The organism is Algoriphagus taiwanensis (assembly GCF_036245645.1).
GTDB lineage: Bacteria > Bacteroidota > Bacteroidia > Cytophagales > Cyclobacteriaceae > Algoriphagus > Algoriphagus taiwanensis.
In genome coordinates this window covers 71,691-89,611 of record NZ_BTPE01000005.1, presented here as the reverse complement: position 1 = coordinate 89,611, position 17,921 = coordinate 71,691, and the positions used below count along the sequence as shown (strand labels likewise).

Here is a 17,921-nt window from a genome sequence, read left to right as displayed (position 1 = left end):
GAAAGCTGAAAATTGGGAAAAGGAATAGCTGAGTGGATCTGTGACATCTGTGAGCGCTATTTAAAGTCAGAAGTATGAATTCAGAAGGCTGAAAATTCGTAAAAAGAATATCTGTTTGCATCTGTGATTTTAATCCGTGGAAATCTGTGGGAGAATCAAAAATCTGAAGCCTTGCCCCTTCGCAAAATCAGGGTCCACTAGCTCAGCACGAGAGTCAAAAGGCTGAAACTCGGAAAAAATATATCTGTGGGAATCTGTGACATCTGTGAGCCCTATTTAAAGTCAGAAGTATGAATTCAGAAGGCTGAAAATTTGCAAAAAGAACATCTGTGGGAATCTGTGTCATCTGTGAGCAAGTTTAAAGTCAGAAGTATGAATTCAGAAGGCTAAAAATTGGTAAAAAGAACATTTGTGGGAATCTGTGACATCTGTGAACAATCCAAAAAATCTCACAGATTCCACAGATCATCACAGATGGATATATCAAATGTTCCTTGCAAAGATGAAGTTACTATCCTGCTCAATTTTCTAATTTTTCAATCTTTCAATTTTCCAATCCTTGAATAAATGCCGAATATCGAATATTGAACCTCAAATCTGCTCATGTCTTATTTTACACTGAGTCACCTCAGCAAATCCTACCAAACCCAAACCGTTCTTCAGGATTTTTCTCTCCAGCTTGAAAAAGGGGAGATGATCGCCATAGTCGGGGAGAGCGGTTCGGGGAAAAGTACCCTCCTCCGCATCGCCGCCGGATTGATGACCCAAAGCTCCGGAGAGGTCTTGCTCGATGGAAAAAAAATCGAAAACCCAGCCGAAAAACTAGTGCCCGGCTACGATGAGATCAAGCTGATTCATCAGGATTACCAGCTTTTCCCCAACTCCACCGTGGAGGAAAATATCCTCCGCCCGCTTTTGCTTTTTGATCCGGCTTACCGCAAAAAGCAATTGGATCGCCTGCTGCGACAGTTTGGACTGGAAGCCTATCGGGAGCGCCTGCCCCGCCAACTCAGCGGAGGACAGCAGCAGAAAGTGGCCATTGCCCAGGCCTTGGCCGTGGAGCCTGAAGTCTTGCTTCTCGATGAGCCTTTTTCCCATCTCGATGCCATCCAAAAGCGAAAGCTTCTTCAGGAACTTAAGGAATTGCTTCAGGAAATGGGAACCACGGTGATCTTTGTGACGCATGAGTTGGACGATGCCTTGCGGCTTACGGACTCGGTGTTGATCCTGCAAAAGGGGAAGCTGATCCAGAAAGGGAATTCCCAAAGCCTCTGCGAGCATCCCAAGACTCGCTATGTGGCCCGGCTTTTTTCTGTCATCAATCCCCTTCCCGGAGAGGATCAGACCTATATCCGGCCCTCAGATGTGAAGCTAAGAACTAAGGGCGGACTGCTCGGTCACGTGGTCGATCAGCGTTTTTTGGTGCATTACAATTCACTCTTTATCCGGCTGAAGGACAGTGGGTTGCTATGGGAGGTGGATGATCCTCAGCGGAGATTTTCCTCCGGAGATCGGGTGTACCTCCATTGGGATGAGGAGCGGGTGCTCAGGCTGAAGTCCTGAGATTTCGGGCAGCTTTTATTTCCTTTCCTTCAATAAATCAAAAAGGAGTTCGGGTTCGTCGGTGGTGATGAAGTCTACCTTTCTGTCCAGCAACCAAGTCATGTCCTCGGTATCATTGACAGTCCATGCATTGGTAGTCAGGCCTAACTCCTGTGCTTCAGTGATCCAATCCGCCCTCAGCTTGACCAGTCGGATATTGTAATCGAAGCCAAAAAATCCATCCTCCTTTAAAGTTGCTGGAGATTTGTCTCCAGTAAGGTAGGCCACATTGGCTTGGGGGTCGGTGGCGATGGCTTTTTTCCCTCCCTCATAGCTGAAGGTGATGTAATCCACCCACTTTTCCGCACCGAGTTTTTTAACGGTCAGCACACTGAGTTCGCCGACGCGTTCGCTTCTCTCCACGCCGAGTCGGGATGGCTTAAACTCCAAGATCAATCGGGTGCCTGTTTGCTTCATGCCTTCGCGCAGGTATTCCTCCAGGGTGGGGATCTTTTCCCCGTTGGACAATTTCTGGGATAAAAGCTCGGTATAGGTGCTTTCCTCGATGTCCATTCCCATAAAGTCATGGTCGTGATTGACTACGAGAACCTCGTCCTTGGTCATCCACACGTCAAACTCCGTCCCCATACAACCCAGTCGAATCGCTTCCCGAAGGGAGGCAATGGAGTTTTGGGGCAGGTTGTTCTTTTTCCAAGCTCCCCGATGCGCGATCACGGGATTGGAGTGAAAAGAATCCTGTGCAATGGAGGAAAGGGAAAGGACGGTCATGGCTAGGAAACAAAGGAAAAGACGAAGCATATTGGGTTCATTTGGATTCGAAGGGGAAAGATAAGCAAGCCGGCTTTTTTCCGGGAGATCTTTGCCAAAGTTTACATAAACTTCATCTCCGAAGGGCTTACCGGGGAGATTTAGGCTCTTTGTCTTCCGGTTTGGAGCCGGTCATTTTATAAAGCAGCCAACCGATACCGATCAGGAAATACAGGGCCAAAATCCCCACAACGATTAGGAGTGTCACGTTGTCTTTCATTGGTCAGATGAGGCAGAAGGCCAGCTGAGTTGTCCCGAAGCCTTTTGCTGAGCACTTCTCTCTTTCCATTCTTGGAAAAGGGTCCGAAGTTCCTGTGCTTTTTCCGGAAAATCAGCGATTCGGTTCTTGGTTTCGTAGGGGTCGGTGGAAAGGTCAAAGAGTTCCCAAGGGGCTTCTTTGCCATGGGCTACCAGTTTCCAATCTCCCTGACGGACCGCCCGCCCAACGGCCCATTCCCAGAAAATGGGCTTTTCCCGAACTTCCATTTCTCCTCGGATCGCAGGGAGTAAACTTTGCCCGGCATAGGGGAGCACCGGCTTTCCGTCCAGTTTCTCGGGGTAAGTGGCTCCGGAAAGGTCTGCCAGCGTAGGAAGAATATCGATCAGGTGGGCAGGAAAGTCATTGAATTGGTTTTTGGCCTGCAGTCCTTTGGGCCAAGAAATAATCAAGGGCGTGCGGATGCCTCCCTCGAAAGAGTAGTTTTTGAAAAAGCGGAGCGGAGTATTGCCCACATTGGCCCAATCTCCTCCGAGTGAGGTCCAGTGGCCCACGGTGCCGATTTTCCCATCTCCGGGGATATTTACCATCTCGGCAGAGGCCCCATTGTCGGAGAGGAAGATGAAGACTGTATTGTCCAGCTTGCCGAGCTGACGGAGCTTTTGGATGATTTCCCCGATTTTCTGATCCATGCGGTCGATCATGGCGGCGTAGACCTCCATTTTTTGAGCTTCGAGATTTTGAAGGGAGTCGGAGAGGCTTTCCCAAGGGGCATGAATGGCTTCGGTGATGGGGTAGTCTTCAGCAATCAGGCCCAGTTTCTTTTGCTTTTCGAATCGCTTTTGTCGAATGGCTTCGTAGCCTTGGTCGTATTTGCCTTTGTACTTTTCGATGTCCTCCGGCCAGGCCATCAGGGGGTCATGGGGTGCAGTGTAGGCCAGGTATAGGAAAAAGGGTTGGGTTTCCGCCCGGTATTCTTCCAGCCATTGCAAGGCGTATTTGGTAAAGTAATCCGTGGAGTAGTAGTCCTGAGGAGGAGTATATGGTTGGAAAAGGTTCCGGTCTACGTAGAAAGGCCGATCGGGTCGTTTTTGAGCAGGTTGGGCTTCTCCTTCTCTGCGCAGTCCGGGGTTGAAATGATTGGAAGCGCCTTCCATAAGTCCATAATATCGGTCAAATCCCCGGTCCATGGGGTGATCAAAACCATGGTGCTTTCCTGCCCACATCGTACGGTAACCGGCAGATTTCAGAAGTTCGCCTAGGGTAATCCCATTGATCAAAGGCTGTTGATAGGTGGCTTCGTAGCCGACCTGCTGGGCATAGAGTCCGGTCATTAGTGCCGCCCGGGAAGGGTTGCACTTGGCGGTATTGTACATTTGGGTGAATCGAACCCCGTTTTCAGCCAACCAGTCCAAATTGGGAGTTTCCACTTCGCTTCCGTAGCAGCCGATATCCGACCAACCCAAGTCATCCGCCAAAATCAGGACGATATTGGGTTTTTCTTCTTTTGGAGAATCAGAGGAAAAAACACTCAGGAAGGCAAAAAGCAGGGAAGGGAAAAGCATGTCAGGTTATTTTGGGAGGTTTTAAGATAACCAGATTACTTGGGAAATTACGATTTCGGATTTCGGATTTACGACATTCTGAGGATGATCTACCCTTTATTGGATATAGGAATCTTTGAGATTTATCAAATTGATTCTAATTGGCAATTTTTAAATTTTCCAATCTTTCAATTTTTCAATCACCTTCCAGCTTTACCCCCCTAGCCCCTCCCGAATCAAGTTCGGGACAGGCTCTTAAGGGGGGAATAGCCCGACGGGGCTCTTCGTGTCTCACTTTAAACTTTCAGCTTACCTTTCCCTTCATCGGACACTTGTGCTGAGACCTTCGGAGCATCGGTCATCGGACATCGGACACCTAACCAACTTTCCAACCTCCCTCTCCTCAATCCACATCCTTAAAATCAAACACCGGATCTTTGCCGGCATCCTTTTGCTTTTTGTAGTCTTTCAGTGCGTTTAGGGCTGGTTTTCTCAGAAGCAAAATGGCCACGATATTCAGCCAAGCCATCAGTCCCACGCCGATATCACCCAAGGTCCAGGCGACCTCAGCCGTGCGGATCGAGCCATAAAATGTAGCCACCAAAATCAAGGCTCTCAGGGCATAAACAGGCCACTTTTGCTTGCTGCCTTTTTGCAAATAACTCAGATTGGTTTCTGCGATGTAGTAGTAGGCCATGATGGTGGTGAAGGCAAAAAACATCAAAGCAATAGCTATAAAACCCGCTCCCAGTACTGGAAAATGGGTGGCGATGGCCATCTGGGTAAACTCGGGACCAAAGCTGATTCCGGGAAGGTTTTCTTCGATAAATCCCCCTTCCGGATTGAGTACATTGTATTGCCCGGTAAAGAGAATCATAAAGGCTGTGGCGGAGCATACAAAAAGCGTGTCGATGTAAACCGAAAAAGCCTGAACCAAGCCCTGCTTTGCAGGATGGCTTACCTCTGCAGCGGCGGCTGCGTGTGGTGCAGTACCCTGTCCGGCTTCGTTGGAGTAGATTCCTCTTTTGATCCCCCAAGCGATCGCCAAGCCAAATACTCCGGAATAGGCAGATTCCAGATTGAATGCCGAGCGCACGATCAGGCTGATTACAGCAGGGATTTCCTGGAAGTTTAGCACCATGATGATCACAGCAATCAGGATATAGCCAAAGGCCATAAAAGGAACCACCAGTTCGGCTACTTTGCCTATCCGCTTGATTCCACCAAAAATGATCAGCGCAAGGAAGACCACGACTACCCCGCCGGTGATTTCCACCGGGATTTTAAAGGCATTGTCCATACTCAATGCGATGCTGTTACTCTGCACCCCTGGCAAAAGCATGGACATACTGATGATGGTCACCACGGCAAAGACCATCGCGTACCATTTGATTCCGAGGCCTTTTTCGATGTAAAATGCCGGGCCGCCACGGTATTGCCCGTCTTTGACTTCCTTATAAATCTGACCCAAAGTTGCTTCAATGTAAGCCGAAGCCGAACCCAAGAAAGCAATGATCCACATCCAAAAGATTGCTCCGGGTCCGCCCATGGCAATGGCTGTGGCTACTCCGGCGATATTTCCGGTGCCGATTCTTCCCGATAGTGCCAAGGCAAAAGCCTGAAAAGAAGACACTCCCTGCTCGGATGATTTTCCTCCAAAGAGCAGTTTGATCATTTCTCTGAAATAGCGGACCTGAACAAACCTGGTGACAATTGAAAAATAGATGCCGGCACCCAGACAAAGCAATATCAAAGCATTGCTCCAAATGAGCCCGTTGATGGTACTGATAATTTCTTCCATGAATTGGATTTTATGATTCTCCCGATCGGAGAATGGATGAGAAAGGCCAAATATAAAGGCTAATTCATGGGAAAGTGGCCTATTTTTAGGATAAAAGGCGCTATTTTCTGGTCATGGGTGAATGGAGGGAGGAGAAAAAAGGAAAAGTCGGATAAAATAAAAGCCAGTGTCGAACACTGGCTTTTCTGATTTTTCCTTTAAAAACGATTATTGAAAACCATACTTTTCCAAGCCTCTATGGCTGATTTGGATGGCTTCCATGGGGTTCAGGTCAAAGGTATTGTCCTGCTCCACGAGGTAGTAGACCATCCCTGATTTATCCTTTTCTGCCAAAATCCGAGCGAAGTCAATGTTACCTGTGCCTACCGGCGCAAATTCCCCTGCATCATTCATGTCCTTTACATGCCAAGCCTTGAATCTTCCGGGATACTTTTCGAAGTAGGCCAATGGATCTGCACCGGCTTTAGTTACCCAAAACAGGTCCATTTGATAGTTGACATGAGCAGGGTCGGTATTTAGCAGGATATAGTCGGTAATTGTGCTGCCATCCTCTCCAGGCTTGAATTCGAAATCATGGTTGTGATACAATAGCTTCAATCCGGCTGCGGAGCATTTTTCTCCGATGGTAGTCAGGATATTCACGAGTTCCTCCTTGGTTCCTTTCATACCCAAACCTTCAGGGCCAAAGGTAAACATACCCATAGGCGGCACAGGGATGACGAAGTATTCAAATCCGGCAGCTTTGGAGGCAGCGATTTGCTCATCTGCATTGTCTAGAGTCACTCCACCCATGTGGGTACTTTTTGGCTGAAGGCCCAGGGAATCCAGGTAAGATTTGAATTCAGCAGGCTCCATTCCGTAGAATTTGCCTTCGGCATAGCCCGCAGCTTCCACATAGCCATAGCCTGCATCGGCCACTGCTTGAAGGGTGCCTTTGGGATCTTGTCCCATTGCGTCTCTGACGGTGTAAAGTGCCAATCCGCCAAATCGGGTAGGTGTTTCAGTCATTTCTTCGGTTTCAGTGGTTTCTTCTGTCTTTTGGCCGCAGGAGAGTACGCTCAGGGCTAAAGAGGCCGCCAAGAAAAGGCGATAAGTTGTTTTTTTCATAGGGGGTAAGTTTAAGATAGGTAAGCTTTTCCTGAGGGTAAAATCAGGCTTTTGATAGGGGGAAGTTACCCAATTCTTTCCAATCCCAAACTGATTTTGGGTTGTAGGGCATGGAGAATGGAAAAGCGGTTGTAAATGCGGGATTGCTCAAATCAATCAAACAATCTGGGTTTAGGAGGCTTATATTATTGTATCAAACCTTCATTTTTATGTCAGACGTTGTAAAAATTCTTGAGATTGAGTCCCTGACTCATGATGTCAAACGGTATAAGGCAGAAAAGCCCAAAGGGTATTCTTTTACACCCGGTCAAGCCTGTGAAGTGGCCATCAATCAAGATGGGTATCGGGAAGAAAAGCGGCCATTTACTTTCACTTCCCTGCCTGATGAGGATCACTTGGAATTTGTGATCAAATCCTATCACGATCATGATGGGGTGACCAAAAAGATAGATTCACTTCAGGTTGGAGATGAGCTGATTGTCGATGAGTCCTGGGGTGCCATCCAATACAAAGGAAAAGGAACTTTCATCGCAGGAGGGGCTGGGATTACGCCTTTTATTGCCATTTTCAGAGATATTCTGGAGAAAGGGAAACTCAAGGGCAATCGGCTCTTTTTTGCAAACAAAACCTCCAATGATGTCATTCTGGAAGATTGGTTTCGTGAGAATTTAGGGGAGGATTTTATTTCTCTTTTGGATCAGGAGGAAAAAAGCGGCCATGAATACGGTCGGGTGGACAAGGCCTTTTTGGAAAAGAATGTGTCCGATTTCTCTCAGGAATTCTACCTCAGCGGTCCCCAGCCGATGATTGACGCGGTGAGTAAAAGTCTGGAAGAATTGGGAGCCAATCCCGAGGCGATTGTGTTTGAAAAATAAGATTTGACTCGGAAGAGTAGATAGGATTAAAAGAAAAGAGGCTGTCTCATAAATCGTTTCGTTGTCAGCCTGAGCGGAGTCGAAGGCCATTTCCAGCTTTCCGGACGACATTTCGACTTCGCTCAATGTGACAAACTTCACTTTTGAGACAGCCCCTTTTTTGATTTTACCGGGAAATCAGGTAATTACTCTAATCCGATTACCTCGAAACCTTTCAGAAGGTCTTGGATTTTTTCCTCGTTCTTTTTCCAAACCGCTTCGCTTGACCAAGTGGTAAACTGGACCGAACCCCGCTCATCTGAATAATAATAGGTGTCAAACACGAAGGTGATTCCTGAGAAGCTGGCTCTAAGTACCCCTCTAAGAATATCCTGTCCGTTCACTTTGAACTGGGTCAGGCTGATGGTTTCCGGTTTGGTCCCGGTATTGTCTTCCATATTTTTGCGGGCGATTTTAAACAGCGTCTCTTTTTCGATGGGTGTTTCCTCAGAGATGACCACACTCCATACATCCGAGAACTTGGATTCAAAAGCGAATTCGGCCTCGTCATTCAGTGTAGCGGGAGGGACTCGTCTCCAGTCTTCCGAATTGAAGAAGATCTGAAACTGATCCATGGCATTTTTCACCTTGTCTTTGGAGCTTGCAGGCGTGGTGAAGGAAGCGTCGATGGTTTCTACCTCTACAATTTCATTGAGGAAATCCATAGACCCTGACTGACTGGAAGATTCCCTGAGTTCATAGCTCCAGGTACCGTCATTGTAGACATAGATGGTGTCTCCGTTTTCGGTTACAGCTTTGATTTGGGAGAAGGCGGAGTGGATTCCAAAAAGGATAAAAAGAAAAAGGAAAGAGGATGTTTTCTTCATAGGAATGATGGGATTGAATTTGAAGCGAAAATACGAATCGGATTCACATCAACTACTTTTTTGATAAAAATTTTTTCCCCGCAAAATCTGAAGTTGAAAAATCAAATTAAACCTCATTTCAATTGATTAAAACTTACTGAATCCAAAAAGTAAAAAGGCTAAAAGATATCTAGAAGAATTCTGTTTTTAACTGATGAAGAGTCCTTCAAGGTTTGCTTTTAGAAGAAAGAGAGGAGGACAAAAGTCCTCTCTCTCTGACCACCGAGGAGCCTAGCCTCAAAGCAATACTTGCTCTCTCAGTGAAGAACCATTTGCTTGCGGGCTCGTTTTTTCGGATCCAAAGTTTTGAAGATAAGCTTGCCGGTTGGTGCAACCAGATACGGAATCGTTCCAACAAGTAGTTGTTCGTCAAAATCATAAGCGCTGGATATTTTCATGCTTTGAGGATCTATTTTAAAAATCTTTGCTAGAGCCATCACTTCATCCATTCGTACGGTAGTAATTTTCAGAACACTTCCGAAATCTTCTTGAGAGGCATGGATTCCTTGTTCCAACTCAGCTGGAACGCTTCGGATCAAGGCATATACTGACCCATTCACTTCAAAAATTTCAGATGGTAAATGAATTGGGTTTTTCCCGATTAAGCGAACAGGATCATTGTTATCTCCCTCGATTTCTTCAGTCAGGTATGCTGTTTTCAAATCACCTTGAGGCGAAAGCTGAAGTATTACCGTTGAAATTGGCGTCCGCTGATTAGCGAAGCTAACCATATAATCTCCATTGGAAAGTTCGGTGATGTTTTCAACTGAAGCGACATTTAAATCCTTTATTTTCGCTTTTGAACCTGCTGGGATTTGCAATTTGGCCTCGATATCCGTGTTGAAAATTTGCTTTGCAAAAACCAAGTCGTCCTCAATCTTGTAGATGGCAATACTTGGGTTTTTATTCAGTCCATCAGGATAGAAGGGTGCAATAATAAATTGTGCGGTACCGGCATCCATGATTTTCACATCCACCGTGGGTCTTTTTTTAGGGCCTTCAGCAAATGGAAGTGGAATTTGCTTTAAAATATTTCCTTGCGGATCCATTCGAATAGCCATCAAATCGCTGTCATCCTTAGTGCCTTGGGACACGAGTGCCAAAACTCCATAGGGCGTTTGAGAATAGGTTATTCCAATGGGAGCCGATTCCATGTTGGTAATCACCTGATTATCCCAGGTTTTGGTGCTCATGTCGTACACACCTGAAATGTATTGCGGATCAGAGGAAGCCATCAAACCTGCAATAAATGCTTTCCCATCCAAAGGAATGTAATCCGTTTCGCCATCTAATGCACGTAGAAAGCGGTTCATTCTTCGGGTTTGATAGTTTTGGTTGTCAACTCCTTTACCTTGCAAGGCAAAGGAGACAAAAGGCCAAAATTTGTCGTCCAATTGGATTTGATCATCTTTCTTGAACTTATAGCCAGCCCACAAATCATTGTAATACCTGTTTTCAAACTTCCCGATGTTCAATTTGGGTTTGCCTGCCAGTACAGTCTTTTGGAAATAACCGAATTCTTTTCCAGCCAGATTATCGGGCATTTTTGTGCCAGCCAGCATGGGTTCTGGACTTAAGTTTGCGAATTTGGAAAGACTGGATTCCTTGTACGGCTCTTCGGAAGATGAAATTACTTTGCCGGAGTCGTCTGTTGTTACTTCCAAAAACATCAGCCCTTCTTTTTTGTCCTGGTAGAGGAAGAAGTTGTAGAGTTCGGTCATGTCGTCATTCCAGAAAGAGCCTCCATTGAAGAGCAGGCCCTTCTGCGCGGCTTTTTCTGCATTGGGACTTAAAGGGATCTCCATTTCATTGGAGGTGATTTCTTGGGCGTAGGAGGAGTGCATCCCCATGATTCCCAAGAAGAGTGCGAGTGTTAATTTCTTGATCATTGCTTTGAGTGTTTTGTTGATTCAAATTTCTCATCGATAATTTTTTTTATTCTCCCGGTTTTCGGTGATTTTCCTCCCGGTTTTCGGGGAGAAATCCCCTTTCACAGCACCTTTTTGGGTTGGACTACCGCTTTTTATTTCAATTTTTTTATTTTCCGAGATTGGGAAAACCACTACCAACCATGAATTGGAGAAAACACATCTGTTCTTTTTGGGGATTGATGCTGGGAATAAGTTTTTCTTCTCTGGCACAGACCGACAGTTTAGTCAATGCACTTCTGGAGTTTCAACAAAAAGATGAGCCCTTTCAGGTCGTGGAGGGGTATAAGAATTTAGGGCGTTATTATGAGTCAGTTCAGGCATACGACTCAGCATTTTACTACTACAGACAGGAGGGTGCCTACATAAAAGAGCATTTTCAAGATCAAGTTCAGGATTCTCTTCTGGGGAAGGTTTACATGGATTTTTCTTTTGTGGCCTTAGGCCTTCGGGATCTGGATTTGGCTTTGCCCTATTTGGACAGTGCAGAAGTAGTGTATGAGCGATTGAAAAGTAATGGGGATTTGGCGAGAGTAATGAATAATCGGGCCAATGCGCTAAATGAGATGAATCGGTACGATGAAGCAATCGAGTACCTGCTCAAAGCCATAGAATACGGTGAGCTTTTGGACAACAAGGAAAGTAAAGACGCCTTGCTCAATAGTGTGTATAATAACATTGGAAAGAATTATCTCTCCTTGGAGGATTGGCCTAATGCCGTCAAATACACCAAAATGGCTGTTGCTATACCTTCTTCCTATCAGATCAATAATGCCCACGCACTTTTAAACTTAAGCAATGCCTACATAGGAATGGATTCTTCTGATTTGGCGCTGGGGATCGCTACGGAAGCGGAGGGTATCTATGAGCAAGTTGGATTTCCCTATGGAGTGATTGCGGCAAAGAACAATCAGGGCTTAGCTTTGAAGAATCAGGGAGAAAGGGAAAAGGCCTACCGGCTTTTTCAGGAGTGCATCGATCTGTCGGAAGAGGTGGATTATCCTATGGGTAAGTTGGAAGGGCTGATCAATCGGTCTGAAATTTTGGCCTTTAGAAAACAATATTCTCAGGCCATTGCTGAGATGAAGGAGGCAGAAAGACTCTGTAATCTGTACAATGACCGTCAGTATCTCAAGTCAGTGAGAGAGAATTTGGCGGAGCTTTACGAGGAAACCGGGAATACAGCCAATGCTCTGGCGTATTTCAAGGCCTTTAAAGAGCTGGATGATTCCCTAAAGTCATCCGATAACATCAAAAATGTCAATGATCTCCTTCTCAAATATGAGACTTCGGAAAAGGAAAAACAGCTTGCCGAAAAGGAGGTAGAGATTCAAACCCAAAAAGCAACTTTGGCGGTTCGTAATTCCCAATTGACCTATTTGCTGTCTGGGTTGGTGATACTCGTGCTGGGTGGGACATTCATTTATCAACGAAATCGCTCCAGACAAAAAGCTGCCTTGCAGCAGGCAATTATTGATGAGAAAGAGAGAGGATTTGATGCCGTAATCCAAGCGACTGAGGACGAACGGAAGCGAATAAGTAAGGATTTGCATGACGGAATCGGCCAACAGCTTTCGGTTCTGAAGCTAGGACTTCAAAATCTTCAGAAAAAAGCAGATCCCGAAGTTCAATACCAACTGCTTGATATTACAGAGAAATTTTCAAAGTCGGCAGATGAAATCCGTCAGATATCCCATCAAATGATGCCTCGTGCATTGATGGAAGATGGACTGGTAAAAGCAGCCGAGGATTTACTCCGAAATACCTTCCAGTATTCAGAAATTCAATATGAATTTGAGCATCACGATATGGAAGATCGACTCGAAGAGCGAATTGAAATCAGCGTTTATCGAGTGCTTCAGGAGCTTTTAAACAATATTTTAAAGCATTCTCAGGCCGATTTTGTGACTGTTCAGCTATTGAGGCTGAAAAATAAGCTGACGCTGCTTGTGGAGGACAATGGAAAAGGATTGGCTGAAGAGAAATCGGACGGACATGGGCAGATGAATATTCGCCACAGATTGGATCTGATCAAAGGGACTGTCAATTATGAATCAAGTCCTGATAGTGGATTGGTTGCAATTATCACGGTACCAATTGAATAGATGGATAAAAAAAGCATTGTAATAGTAGATGATCATCAAATGATCATTGATGGACTTAGCCGTATCATTCAGGAGATTCCAGGGTTTGAATTGTTAACCACCTACCATGATTCCATAGAAGCGCTAAAAAAGATCCCCATCTGGAATCCGGATATTTTGTTGGTGGACTTGGAAATGCCCGGTTTGAATGGCTTGGAATTGATCCGAAGGCTAAAACAGGATTTTCCTGAGTTAAAAACCATCTTATTAACCATGCATTTGGACCGCGCGACAGTCAAGGAAGCCCTTTCCTTGAAGGTAAATGCCTACATCCTGAAGAATCTCGATGAGTTTGAGCTGAGAATTGCCTTGGAGAAAGTAAGTAAAGATCAAAATTATTACAGCTCTCCAGTCACAGAGGTGTTGAATTCAAAGTCCAGACAAATTCAAAAAACCTCTAATTCCCAAATTGATGAACTCAGCAACAGGGAAAGAGAGGTTTTGAAATTGATTGCAGAAGCCTTTTCTACCAAGGAGATTGCCGATCAGTTGAGTTTAGAGGTTTCTACTATTGAGACACATAGAAAATCAATTATGCGTAAACTGAACACGCGCAATGTGGCTGGACTTGTTCGAATAGCCATTCAAGAAGGGCTGGTTTCCTGATTTTTGCCTCCTTTAAGAAAATCCAAACAGTACAGGAAACAGGAAAATCACTATGGCTGTCCAAAGTACATAGACAGGAAGAAATCTGACAATAGTAATTCCTACTTCTTTGATTTCAGATTTCCCATGGATTGTCCCTATCAACTTAATGCAGACCAAAACCAAATGGATCAGCATCAGGATATTTATTCCCAGTACAGCCATCCGATTGGGGGTGATGCCGAATTCAGAAATTCTAAAAACTATCGCTGAAAGCGCAATTCCATTGACAACGACAGTTACCACAGAAAGTGCTGACAAAACCCAAGTTCCTACGCTTCGCTTTTCTTCTTCCAAAGATTCAGCTACCGAGAAAAATATCAATGCCATTACGCCGATCAAAAGCATGTTGAAAAGCAACAAGAATTCCCGGTCATTGTAGGGATCTTTGCCCGAATAGACGATGGCTCCCAAATAAATCACCAGCATAACCAATACCAAAGGACTAAAAATCTTTGCTACGATGGGAGGGACTTTATTGACCAGTTGAGGATTAGTATAAGTAAGGTGGGTAGCAATCAGTGGCGCTGCCACTAGGCCGAATAAACCAATGTATTCGAAATAAAACTCCTCGATTTTTAGCCCAATCAGTGAAAATAAACCTATCGTGATTCCGGATAAAATCATTCCTGACAGGCCCAATACAGCTCCCATGATTACCGAATCTCCGTTAAAATTCAGGAAGGCTAGTCGGGAATCAAGATTTTTTGGATGGGTGCCTCCGAAAACAAAACCCAAAATACCCCAAAGCAGCAAAGGCAAATGAATACAGGCTAAAACCAGCGTGTCACTTTCCTCATTATTTGGCAGGAGATTGATATAAATTCCTGCAATCAAAAGAATGCCCAAAGGAATGGATAAGGACTTTAGGGTTAATTTTTGTTTCCAGGCAAAATAGGCCGAAACAAAAGGGAATACAATAAAACCCAGATTTCTGGGGAAAAAGAAATCTTCATCCCAATCAAAAATTGCCGGTAATTTGGCAATCAGATAGGCAATCCCGGCTGCTATTAGGATAAATGCCCAATCGCTTGACTTTCCCCAGCCCACCGATTCCGATTCATAGTTGAGTCGAGCATACCAAAATCTAGCGAGTTCATTTTCCTGTAATTCAGGATATATGAAATTGAAGGTGGATTTGAATTCGGATTTATTTTTCCGGTAGAGTTTCTCCAACTCGACAGGCTGATCGAGATGGGAAAGGATGAGTTCTTTCATGGTGCTTTGGTTTAGGTGAATTTACAGTTTTTAGTTCCAATGTCCGGTGATCGCAAAGGCAGTAACAGCACTGAACCACAAACAGACGAAATAGAGGATCGTGCTGAAGATGATCGCAATGAGTTTGCTTTTGCCTTCAGAAAACCAATGGAATCCCATCAAATAAAAGAATGCACCGCCTATTGCACCTCCGATTGGAATAATGGTCAGCGGATAATACATCCAAGACTCAAAAAGGTCTTCTTTGGTCAATATAAGGAGGAGTAACCAAGCCAGGGGGAGGGATGCACCTAAGGCAGCCGGCAGGATGAGTTCCTTTAGGAACTCGGGGAGAAAGGTTGTTTTCTTCATAAATTTAGGCTTTGAAAGTACTTTGATTTTCAAAGTGGATGGATAAATTTTTTTAGGTTTTGTTTTCTTTAATCAAATTTTCAAGGAAATCGAGGTGGTCCTGGAATGCGATTTTACCGGCTGTTGTGGCCGAATAATTGGTTTGGGGCTTGCGTCCGACAAAGGTTTTTTCCACTTGGATATAGCCCTGGTTTTCCAGATTCCTCAGGTGGGAAGCCAGATTGCCATCGGTCACCTCCAGAAGCTCCTTGAAGGAATTGAAGTCAAACTGCTCATTGACCATCAGGATGGACATGACCCGCAGCCGAACCACATTTTCAAAAGCCTTGTCGTAATTCCCCTTCACCTTATCGGTCGTATTTGTAATACATCATGGAACCATAGATCACATGGAGCACCCCAAAACCCAAAGCCCAACAGATCAGTCCCCAAGTCGGTTGAAAAGCCGCAATCAGTCCCAGAATCAATTGTCCGTAGCCCAGATTTTTGATTTCATTCAAAGTGAATTGAGAAGCATTGATCAATCCCAAACCGTAAAAGATTAAGGTTGATGCAGGTATAAGATGGAAAAAGCCCTCATGAAGCAGAGCGAAGGAAAATAGCCCTCCGGAAATTACCGGGATAAATAAGGTGGAAAGAAATCTGCGGCTTGAGGCGGTCCAGAATTTGGAAGCGCTTTTTTGGCTTTTCTTTTGGCTCAATAGATAGGCAGAAATCAAAGCTAAAGCCAGTACGATTGCAGCTGTTACCAAGGTCCTGTTGAGAATCTCCCGGGTCGAAAGGATTTCAATTCCTTCGAAAAGGCTGGTTTCCGCCCCATAAATCCAATAAGCAACCATGCCGGACCCGATCAGGGCGTAGATTCCTGCCAGGACTCCTGACAAGCCGCTGAGGGAAAGAAAGCGGGTGCTCCGCTCCATCATGGCCTTGATTTCGGCTAATTCTCTTTCTGCTTTATTCATTTTAAAAGTACTTTGAAATGCAAAGTAAATGAAGAATATGGAATTCAAATAGGATGGAAGAGAAATTTTGGAAAATTTTAGAAATCCGAATTTTGATACCATGGAAAATACCTTCGATGCGATTGTGGTCGGTTCAGGCATTTCTGGTGGCTGGGCTGCCAAGGAACTCTGTGAAAAAGGACTCAAAACCCTAGTGCTGGAAAGAGGTCGCTCAGTAGTGCATAATAAAGACTATCCCACTGCCACATTAAAGCCTTGGGAGGTTCCACATCGAGGTCAGGTGACTCAGGAGTATTTGGAAAAGAATCCTTTGATCAGCAAAGCGGCGGGATTTGGAGAGGAAACCAAACACTTTTTCATTCAGGATAAGGACCAACCTTATATTCAGGAAAAGCCATTTGACTGGATTCGGGGCTATCAGGTGGGTGGGAAATCCCTGACTTGGGGACGGGCCACTCAGCGCTGGAGTCCTCATGAATTCAAATCCCCGGAAACCCAAGGTTATGGGATGAATTGGCCAATTGGGTACGAGGATGTGGCACCTTGGTATAGCCACGTGGAGAGGTTTATCGGAGTCTGTGGGACTCGGGATGGGATAGAGGCCATGCCTGACGGGGAGTTTATGAAGCCATTCCCATTCAACTGTGCTGAAGATTTTATGAGTCAAAAAATCCGGGAAAATTACCCCGATCGCCACATGGTGCATGCCCGATGGGCTCACTTGACAGATCCTCAGGAAATCCACTTGCAGCAGGGCAGAGGGCAATGCCAAGCCCGAGATATGTGCATGAGGGGCTGCCCTTTCGGAGGATATTTTAGCTCGGTTTCTTCGACTTTGCCTTGGGCTGAGCGAACAGGAAATCTGACCATCAGACCTCATTCGGTAGTTCATTCGATCATTTATGACGAAACCACTGGAAAAGCTTCTGGAGTGAAAGTGATCGATGCAGAGACAAAGAAAATCCATGAATTTAAGGCCAAAGTCATTTTTCTAAATGCCTCTGCGCTGAATTCTGTTTTGGTTTTACTCAATTCCAAATCCAATCGCTTTCCCAATGGACTGGGGAATGATCATGATTTGTTGGGTCGATATGTGGCTTTTCACAATTATCGGGGTTGGGTTTCCGGTGAGCTGGAGCAGTTTCAGGACAAGTATTATTACGGGAGAAATCCGACAGAACCTATCATCGCCAATTTCAGGAATCTGGGCAAGAAAGATCCCAATCTGGATTTTGTGGGAGGTTACACCATTTTCTCCGGCGCTTGGAGGGGAAGAGGGAAGGAAATGTCCAAGCCTACTTTTGGAAAGGAATTTAAAGAAGCTCAAACCCAACCCGGAAACTGGCATGTGTACATGTACATGCAGGGAGAGACGATTCCCAAGTTTGAAAACCATGTCCGCCTGAGCGAAACTGAGACCGATCCCTTCGGTATTCCCCAATTGATCATTTCTGTGGGATATGATCAAAATGACGAAAATATGCTCCGGGATTTCCTGAAAGAAGCTCAGGAAATGATGAAAAAGGCCGGTGTGAAAAATATCGAAATCAGTGACTCGGAGCAGGCACCCGGCTTGGATATCCACGAGATGGGCGGTGCCAGAATGGGAACTTCCCCTGAAAACTCCCTTCTCAATGAGTGGAATCAGCTCCATTTATGCAAAAATGTCTTTGTCACGGATGGAGCCTGCATGACCAGCACCGGCAATCAAAGCCCTTCCATTTTGTACATGGCTTTGACGGCACGGGCTGCGAATCATGCTGCTGATTCAGTGAAAGAAGGCCTGTTGTAGGGTTTTTGGGTCAAGTTTGCTCGCTACGGGATTGAAATACGCCAAATGACGTATGGTCACTT

The 17,921-nt window shown here is 45.2% G+C and carries 16 protein-coding genes; 5 read left to right on the top strand and 11 right to left on the bottom strand.

Annotated elements, in window-relative coordinates:
* Positions 1-603: 603 nt before the first annotated feature.
* The gene (locus tag AAA938_RS08525; protein WP_338228243.1) at positions 604-1,563 is read left to right on the top strand and encodes an ABC transporter ATP-binding protein; all 960 of its coding nucleotides are present in this window, start codon (positions 604-606) and stop codon (positions 1,561-1,563) included.
* Between the two features lie 15 nt (positions 1,564-1,578).
* Here AAA938_RS08525 and AAA938_RS08520 read toward each other — a convergent pair whose 3' ends face one another.
* From AAA938_RS08520 to AAA938_RS08500, 5 genes are all read right to left on the bottom strand, one after another.
* Positions 1,579-2,361 carry a glycerophosphodiester phosphodiesterase gene (locus tag AAA938_RS08520; RefSeq protein WP_338228242.1) on the bottom strand — a complete coding sequence of 261 codons (783 nt, stop codon included), beginning with the start codon at positions 2,359-2,361 and terminating at the stop codon, positions 1,579-1,581.
* A 97-nt stretch (positions 2,362-2,458) separates the two neighbouring features.
* Complete coding sequence (locus AAA938_RS08515) at positions 2,459-2,590, bottom strand: hypothetical protein (protein WP_338228241.1); 132 nt, start codon at positions 2,588-2,590, stop codon at positions 2,459-2,461.
* Positions 2,587-4,152: an arylsulfatase gene (locus AAA938_RS08510; RefSeq protein WP_338228240.1), complete on the bottom strand. Its 1,566-nt coding sequence runs from the start codon at positions 4,150-4,152 to the stop codon at positions 2,587-2,589. Before AAA938_RS08510 ends, AAA938_RS08515 begins: the two co-directional genes overlap by 4 nt.
* A 382-nt stretch (positions 4,153-4,534) precedes the next feature.
* Positions 4,535-5,932 carry an alanine/glycine:cation symporter family protein gene (locus AAA938_RS08505; RefSeq protein ID WP_338228239.1) on the bottom strand — a complete coding sequence of 466 codons (1,398 nt, stop codon included), beginning with the start codon at positions 5,930-5,932 and terminating at the stop codon, positions 4,535-4,537.
* Positions 5,933-6,139: 207 nt separating this feature from the next.
* On the bottom strand, positions 6,140-7,039 hold the full coding sequence (locus tag AAA938_RS08500; protein ID WP_338228237.1) for a sugar phosphate isomerase/epimerase family protein: 900 nt from the start codon (positions 7,037-7,039) through the stop codon (positions 6,140-6,142).
* Between the two features lie 209 nt (positions 7,040-7,248).
* Here AAA938_RS08500 and AAA938_RS08495 point away from each other — a divergent pair, with 209 nt between their 5' ends.
* Positions 7,249-7,914, top strand: a complete 666-nt coding sequence (locus AAA938_RS08495) for an FAD-binding oxidoreductase (protein ID WP_338228236.1) — start codon at positions 7,249-7,251, stop codon at positions 7,912-7,914.
* A gap of 185 nt (positions 7,915-8,099) precedes the next feature.
* On the opposite strand, the gene AAA938_RS08490 is transcribed toward AAA938_RS08495, so the two are convergent.
* Together AAA938_RS08490 and AAA938_RS08485 are read right to left on the bottom strand one after the other, a co-directional pair.
* Positions 8,100-8,780: a hypothetical protein gene (locus AAA938_RS08490; RefSeq protein ID WP_338228234.1), complete on the bottom strand. Its 681-nt coding sequence runs from the start codon at positions 8,778-8,780 to the stop codon at positions 8,100-8,102.
* A 296-nt stretch (positions 8,781-9,076) separates the two neighbouring features.
* The gene (locus tag AAA938_RS08485) at positions 9,077-10,708 is read right to left on the bottom strand and encodes a hypothetical protein (protein WP_338228232.1); all 1,632 of its coding nucleotides are present in this window, start codon (positions 10,706-10,708) and stop codon (positions 9,077-9,079) included.
* Between the two features lie 182 nt (positions 10,709-10,890).
* On the opposite strand from AAA938_RS08485, the gene AAA938_RS08480 reads away from it, so the two are divergent.
* Together AAA938_RS08480 and AAA938_RS08475 are read left to right on the top strand one after the other, a co-directional pair.
* The gene (locus AAA938_RS08480; RefSeq protein ID WP_338228231.1) at positions 10,891-12,852 is read left to right on the top strand and encodes a tetratricopeptide repeat-containing sensor histidine kinase; all 1,962 of its coding nucleotides are present in this window, start codon (positions 10,891-10,893) and stop codon (positions 12,850-12,852) included.
* Positions 12,853-13,497 carry a response regulator gene (locus AAA938_RS08475; RefSeq protein ID WP_338228230.1) on the top strand — a complete coding sequence of 215 codons (645 nt, stop codon included), beginning with the start codon at positions 12,853-12,855 and terminating at the stop codon, positions 13,495-13,497.
* A gap of 12 nt (positions 13,498-13,509) precedes the next feature.
* Here the strand turns inward: AAA938_RS08475 and AAA938_RS08470 are convergent, their stop codons facing one another.
* From AAA938_RS08470 to AAA938_RS08455, 4 genes are read right to left on the bottom strand one after another with little or no spacing between them, the layout of a single operon-like run.
* A complete protein-coding gene (locus AAA938_RS08470) occupies positions 13,510-14,754 on the bottom strand; it encodes a hypothetical protein (RefSeq protein ID WP_338228229.1) in 1,245 nt (414 codons plus the stop codon).
* A 30-nt stretch (positions 14,755-14,784) separates the two neighbouring features.
* A complete protein-coding gene (locus AAA938_RS08465; RefSeq protein WP_338228228.1) occupies positions 14,785-15,105 on the bottom strand; it encodes a hypothetical protein in 321 nt (106 codons plus the stop codon).
* Between the two features lie 52 nt (positions 15,106-15,157).
* Positions 15,158-15,451, bottom strand: a complete 294-nt coding sequence (locus tag AAA938_RS08460) for a winged helix-turn-helix domain-containing protein (protein WP_338228227.1) — start codon at positions 15,449-15,451, stop codon at positions 15,158-15,160.
* Position 15,452: 1 nt separating this feature from the next.
* Entirely contained in the window at positions 15,453-16,067 is a 615-nt protein-coding gene (locus AAA938_RS08455; RefSeq protein ID WP_338228226.1) for a hypothetical protein, read from the bottom strand.
* 100 nt (positions 16,068-16,167) lie between these two features.
* On the opposite strand from AAA938_RS08455, the gene AAA938_RS08450 reads away from it, so the two are divergent.
* Positions 16,168-17,859, top strand: coding sequence for a GMC oxidoreductase (locus AAA938_RS08450; protein ID WP_338228224.1), 1,692 nt, complete (start codon positions 16,168-16,170; stop codon positions 17,857-17,859).
* Positions 17,860-17,921: the final 62 nt, after the last annotated feature.